Genomic DNA, 6,301 nt, shown 5'->3' on the forward strand with positions numbered 1-6,301 from the left:
TCGGCGGCACGCCGTGCCCGCTGAGCGGCCTCCTGGCGTTCGTCGCGCACCTGGGCGGCCTCGGCGGCGGCCTCCTCGGCCTCCGCCCGCAGGCCGCGTGCCTCGGCCAGCTCGGCCTCGGCCTCCTCGGCGAAGAGCTGTGCCTCCTCGGCGGCCCGGGCCAGTTCCGCGAGCCGTCCGGCGGGGCAGCCGGCGCGCCAGGAGGCGAGCCGCGCCGCCAGCTCCCGGTCCTTGGCGAGCCGGGCGGCGAGCCGGCGGATCTCCTCGTCCCGCTCGGTCGCCCGCGCACGCAGTGCCTGCCGTTCCTCGTCGGCGGCGTGTTCGTCGTGCATGGCCGGGTTCGGCGGTACGAGAAAGACGTCGCCCAGGGCGGCGTCGGCGGCCGGGGCGGGGGCGAGCAGGGCGGCCGCGGTGCCGACGGCCACGGCGGACCGGGGCAGCAGGGCCGCGTCCGTGAGGACCTCGCGGGCCCGCGCGTGGGTGTCGGGGTCGGTGATGATCACACCGTCGACCAGTTCGGGCCGGGCGGCCAGGACGCGCGCGTGGTCGGCGGGGTCGACGGCCTGGGCGAGGTAGCGCCAGCCGGGCAGCGCGGGGATGCCGTGCTCGCCGAGGTACTCGACGGTGGCCAGCACGTCCGGGCCGGGCGGCAGCAGTCCGCCGTCGCCGAGCGCGCCGAGGATCCGGGCGTCGTCCGCGGCGGCGGTGCGCAGCTCGAACAGGTGCCGTTCGGCGGAGGAGACGGCGTCGTCGAGCAGGCCGCGCAGGTCGTCGGCGAAGCGGTCCAGCTCCTCGGGGGTGAGGGGGCCCTGGGCACGGTCCTCACCGCTCGTGCCGCTCGTGCCGACCGGGTCGTCCGCGGCGTCCGGTCCCGCGGGGGACTTCGGTGCTCCGCCCCGCCCGGTCCCGGTCGTGCCCGGCAGGCTCAGCAGTTCCGCGAGCCGTTCCTCCGCCGCCAGGGCCTCGGCGATGCGGCGTTCGCCCTCGTACGCGCGCCGTGCCGCCACCGCCGCGTCGGCCGCGCGGGCCGCCGTGAGTTCCGCGCGGGACTCGGCCTGGGCGGCCTCGCGCGCGTGCTCGGCGGCCCTCCGGGCGGCCTCACGGGCCTCGTCCCAGGCGGCGACCGCCTCTTTCTCGGCGTCGCTGGCGGCCAGCGCGGCGCGCGCCGGGTCGGCGTCGGGGGCGCTGTCGTCCAGCCAGCCCGCACGGACCGCCTCGGCGGTCTCCTGCTCGACCTCGGCCAGACGCTGGCGCAGATGCTCGGCCTCGCTGCGGGCCCGCTGCGCCTCGGTGGCGGCGGCCGTCTGGTACCGGTAGGCCGACTCGCTGACCTCCTGGAGGCGCGCGGACCGCTCCTCCTCCTCGTTGGCCAGGGCCTCGGCGCGCTCCGCGGCGGCGTGCAGGGCGCGTACGAGGTCCACGGCGGCCCGGGTGCGCGCGGCGAGCGCGGGGGCCGCGTCCCGCTCGGCCTCCCGGATCGCGGCGGAGACACGGGCCACCCGGTCGGCGGCGGCGCGGTGGCGCAGCACGGCCTCGGCGGCCTGCCAGGCGGCGTAGAGGGTGCGTGCGTCGGCGAGTTCCCGTTTCTGCGCCGCGGCGGCCTTCTCGGCGGCGGCGAGGGCCAGGGAGGCGTGCCGGTAGGCGAGTTCGGCGGAGATCAGCGCGCTGCGCTCCCGTGCGGCCTCGGCGTGCGTGACGGCGTGGGCCGCGGCGGTGACCTGCTGGGCGAGGTCGCCGGCCCGTGCCCGCTCCTGCACGGCCCGTGCGGACAGCCGCCGCACCAGGGTGCGGGTGCGCCGCTCGGCCGCCGCGTGGATCTCACGCGCGCGTGTGCGGGCCTCGGTGGCCTCGACGATCCGGCCGAGCAGGTCGACCGAGCCGGCGGTGAAGTCCCGTTCCGCGATCAGTTCGGCGCGCCGGCCGAGTTTGTTGCCGAAGCTGCTGACCAGATCGGCGAGCCCGTCGGTGTCGCGGGTGTCGGTGACGGCGCGCAGCAGCAGATCGGTGAAGTCGGAGTCCTTCTTCACCGCGAACAGGCCGGCCGCCTCGCCCTCGTCGGCGTTCATCTCCCGCTGGTAGCGGAAGAGTTCGGGGTCCAGGCCGAGCTCGCCGAGGTGCTCGGTCCAGCGCTCGTGGATCTCCTCCCAGTGCACCTCCAGGTGCGGGTAGGCCTTGCCCGCCTCGGTGAGCGCGTCGCGGAAGCCCTTCATGGTGCGGCGCCGTCCCCGCGCCCCCGACTGGCCCTCCGCGGGCGGCTGCACGGAGGTGGCCTCGGCGACGGGGAGGTTGTCCAGGGTGAGTCCGGGGCCGGGCCGGAAGGAGTACCAGGCCTCGGCGAACTTCCGCGGGTCGTTGGAGACCTGGCGTCCGCGCCACTCGCTGACCTTGCCGACGACCACGCACTCGCCGGTCTGCACGTGCTGCCACTCCAGGGCCACGTGCCCGCAGTCGTCGGCGAGCAGGAACTTGCGCAGCACGCCGGAGCTGGCACCGCCGAGGGTGTTGCGGTGGCCGGGCAGCATCACCGAGAAGATCAGCTTGAGCAGGACGGACTTGCCGCCGCCGTTCTCCAGGAAGAGCACGCCCGCGGGGGCGGGCCGGCGCAGCGGGCCGGCCGGTTCCTCCTGGAAGAACTCCGCCTGGACGGGGGCGGGGTCGGGCACCGGTTCGCCCACTCCCCTCAGGTCAAGCACGGTGTCGGCATAGCGTGCACCGGCGGGCCCGATGGAGTAGAGGCGGACCCGGGACAGCTCGTACATGGCGGACTCTCGTCAGTTTTCTTGCAGATCGGGGCAGTTGGGGGGACGACGGGCGGCCTGAGAGCGGCCTGGAAACGGCCTGAAGCGGCCTAGGAGCGGAACGGCAGCCCGTCGTCGGCCACCAGTTCCAGGTCGTCGACGTCCTCGGCGGGCAGCAGGCTCGGGCTGCCGTCGGTCACCGGGACGATGCCCAGTTCCAGCAGTTCGGACAGGGCGGCACTGCCCGCCATGTCCCGCACCTGGAGCTGGTAGCGGGCCGTGGTGCGGTAGGTGCCGCCGTTCTCGTCGCCGGTGCGCTGCAGGAACCCGGAGTCGGCGAGGAACGCCAGGGCCTTGGCCACGATGCCGGTGGTCGAGGTGGCCGGCCTGCGTGCGTCCTTGGTGGCCCCGGTCGCGCTGCGTCTGGCCCAGACCCGCCAGGCGGCCTCGAGGCCGGGCGCGTCGGTGGCCGGGTCGGTGTTCTCGCCCTGCTTCTCGGCGCGTTCCTCCAGACGGCGGCAGGCCTGGCGGACGAAGCTGTCGACGCCGTTGACCGTGACACGTCCGACGTAGCCGTCGTCGGCGAGGTCCTCGGGCCGGGGGAAGGCGAGGGCGGCCACGGCGAGATGGGCGAGCCCGTGCAGAAAGCGGTCGGTGGAGTCGGCGGCGGTGCGGCGCGCGTAGTCGCTCATACGGACGGCGAACACCGAGCCCTCGGCGGCGGTGACCACCATGCCCGCGCGCGGGGACACCTCCAGGACGACGAGCCCCAGCCCGGCGGCCACGGCGTCGGCGAGCCGTGCGAACGGCGGGTCCTCGCGGTAGCGGCGCAGCAGGTCGGTGTACTCCTGGTCGCGCGCGGGCTGCAGCTTGGGCTGCAATCCGAAGGCGACGAGCCGGGCCGCGTCGGCGGCGTCGGCGGGCGTGACGGCAGCCGTAGGGGGCGTGGGTGCGGCTTCCGGCTCGCTCCGGTCGACGGGCTCGGTCACGGTTGGGGCTCCTTGTCGCGGTCTGGCTCGTGCGTACGGGTGTGGGCGAGGCTCACGCCGCCTCCGTCCGGTCGGCCGCCATGCCCGCCGCGTCCAGCAGCGCGGTGCCGACGACGAGGTCGGCGCCGCCGAACTCGGGGTCGTCCAGCTCGGTTCCGTCGTCCACGGCGAACAGCAGCTTCTCCTCGCCCTGCCGGTAGGCGGTGCCGACCGGCGGGCTGGCCGCGTGCACGGCGAGCAGCGCGACCAGATAGGGCAGGTCGGGGTCCTTGCGGCGGGCCTCGGCGAGCAGGCCCGACAGCCGCCGCGGCGCGTCGGGCGGCAGGTCCAGCAGCTCCATGGCGGCGGCGAGCTGCTCCTCGCTGAACCGGCTGTCGTCCGGGGTGGCGATCAGGTCGGGCTCGGGCATCTCGGCGCCCAGGTGCTCCCGCTCGACCGGGGGTGTCAGCAGGATGTCGACGAGGTCGCCCACCCGGACGGACACGGGTGTGCGCAGCCCCGTGCCGTGTGCGAAGAAGGCGTCCGTGACGCGGATCGCCTGCTCCAGGGGCAGGGGGAGGGTCGGTGCGAGCAGATGGCCGTAGAGGTCGGTGCCGGAGGTGGCCGAGGGGGTGGCGAAGGCCTGCCGGTCCTGCTCGGCGCGGAACAGCGGGCCGGCCTCCAGGAGGCGGGCCTGCAGCTGGGTGTGCCGGCGGATGCAGTCCTTGACGATGTCGACCAGCTCGGCGGCGCGCCGTTTGTGCTCGGGGTCCTCCGACTCGTCGCGTGCCTTGCGGATGTTGGTCAGGATCGCGTTCTCGTGCCGGTAACGGTCGGCGACATGGTCCAGGGCCTCGGCGATCATGTCGGGGACGGCGTTGAGCCAGTCCACCGCGCGGACGTTGCGCCGGGTGGCCTCCAGGGCCCGGCGCAGGTTCTCCGAGTACTGCACGGTCCGGTAGCGGGCCTGTTCGGCGGCGAGCTGGGCGTCGGCGAGCCGGCCGCGGCTGATGAGCACGTCCAGCTTGACCTCGGCGGCGATCTGCGCGCTGGTCACATCGGTGTCGAGGGCGCCGACGAGGACGTTGACCGCCTCGTCCGTGGTGCGCAGATAGATGCTGCCGCCGGGGCCCGGGACCTCCTCGATCAGCTTGAAGTCGTAGTCCCGGCGGACGTACGTGCCGTCCGGCGCGAAGGTGCCGTACACCGCGCGGAAGCCGCGGTCGACGCTGCCGACGTTGATCAGGTTCTCCAGGACCCAGCGGGCCACGCGCTCGTGCTCGGCGGCCGGCCGCTGCGGGGCCTGGGCGGCGACACGCGGGACGAGCCGGGCCACGATCTCGTCGTGGTCGGCGCCGGTGTCGAAGTCCATGTTGAGGGTGATCAGGTCGATGGCGGCGAGCGCGATCTCCGCCATGCCGTACACCGAATACTCGCCGGCGAGATTGGCCTTGCGCGCGTCGAGGTCGTGCAGCGGTGCGGTGCAGGCGAGTGCGCGCAGCCGCCGCGCCAGTCCTTCGTCGGCGGCCGGGCCCAGGGCAGGGCGCGGCCCCGCGCTGAGCTGGGGCGGAGCGCTGTCCGTCGATGCAGGCGAAGTCACGTGCACAGACTAGGTCCTCGATCCGACAAGAACCCAAACAGCGCGGACGCCCCGGTCCGGTGCGTGCGCGAGCGGCCACCGGCACCGACGGCATCTCTCCCCACGGGCGTGACGGGCGCGCGGTCCCGCGGCCGTGGCGCGGGGTGCCGTTCCGCCGGACCGGCACCCGGGGCGCGTACGACGTCGCGCGCGCCGAGTGCACGCGGACTCCCGCCCCGTAAGCCCTGTGGGGCACACCACACGCGCGGAGGCGTGCGCCGTACACGTACCGAGGGCGTCGGCGGCGCACCGGGAGAGGCTCCGGGGCGGGCCCCGGGTGCGCGGCACACCGTCGGCGGCACGGGCGGCAGGGACTCGGTCACGATGACGGCACGCGGTACCGGTGTTGTCGCCGGACCGGGCGCGGCCGCGTCACCGTGGAATCACCGTGGGTCCTTCCGGACGGGGCACCGTCCCATGGGCGTGGGGCTGCGCGGCGCGGCAGGCCGGTTTCCGTCCCCGCGGTCCCGGCGTCCGGGTCACGGGGTCACACGGTGGGCAGGTCCGGTCCGATCCGGCTGCGTACGGCGGTCTGGACCTCGGCCTCCTCGGCCGGGTCGGCGGCGAGCCTGCGCAGTCGCTCGACGACGCGGGCGTCACCGGTCTCGGCGTGCCGCGCGGCCAGTTCGCGGGTGGTCTCCTCGCAGTCCCACAGGCACTCGACGGCGAATCCGGTGGCGAAGGAGGGGTCGGTGGCGGCCAGCGCGCGGGCGGCGCGGCCGCGCAGATGCGAGGAGGCGGTCTCGCGGTAGATGTGGCGCAGGACGGGGGCGGCACAGGTGATGCCGAGGCGTCCGGCGCCGTCGACGAGGGTCCACAGCGTGGGGGCGTCGGGGCCTTCGCCCCGGACGGCCTCCCGGAGGGCGGCGAGGACGAGGTCGCGGTCCTGGGCCCCGCCGCGGCAGGCGAGCACGCGTCCGGCGGCGGCGCCCAGCGGGTCGGGGCGGCGGGCCCAG

The 6,301-nt window shown here is 75.5% G+C and carries 2 protein-coding genes and 2 pseudogenes; all 4 read right to left on the reverse strand.

The genetic code is table 11. The annotated features are described in order from the left end of the window. Positions 1–2,759: pseudogene (locus tag ABD224_RS28775) on the reverse strand (hypothetical protein); the annotation flags it as partial. An 89-nt stretch (positions 2,760–2,848) separates the two neighbouring features. After that, on the reverse strand, positions 2,849–3,727 hold the full coding sequence (locus tag ABD224_RS28780; protein ID WP_344055186.1) for a hypothetical protein: 879 nt from the start codon (positions 3,725–3,727) through the stop codon (positions 2,849–2,851). 52 nt (positions 3,728–3,779) lie between these two features. Continuing rightward, the gene (locus ABD224_RS28785) at positions 3,780–5,306 is read right to left on the reverse strand and encodes a hypothetical protein (protein ID WP_344055188.1); all 1,527 of its coding nucleotides are present in this window, start codon (positions 5,304–5,306) and stop codon (positions 3,780–3,782) included. Between the two features lie 526 nt (positions 5,307–5,832). After that, positions 5,833–6,301 (reverse strand): annotated as a pseudogene (locus ABD224_RS28790) (HEAT repeat domain-containing protein); the annotation flags it as partial.

Origin of the sequence: Streptomyces thermoalcalitolerans (assembly GCF_039525155.1) — a bacterium.
Classification (GTDB): domain Bacteria; phylum Actinomycetota; class Actinomycetes; order Streptomycetales; family Streptomycetaceae; genus Streptomyces; species Streptomyces thermovulgaris.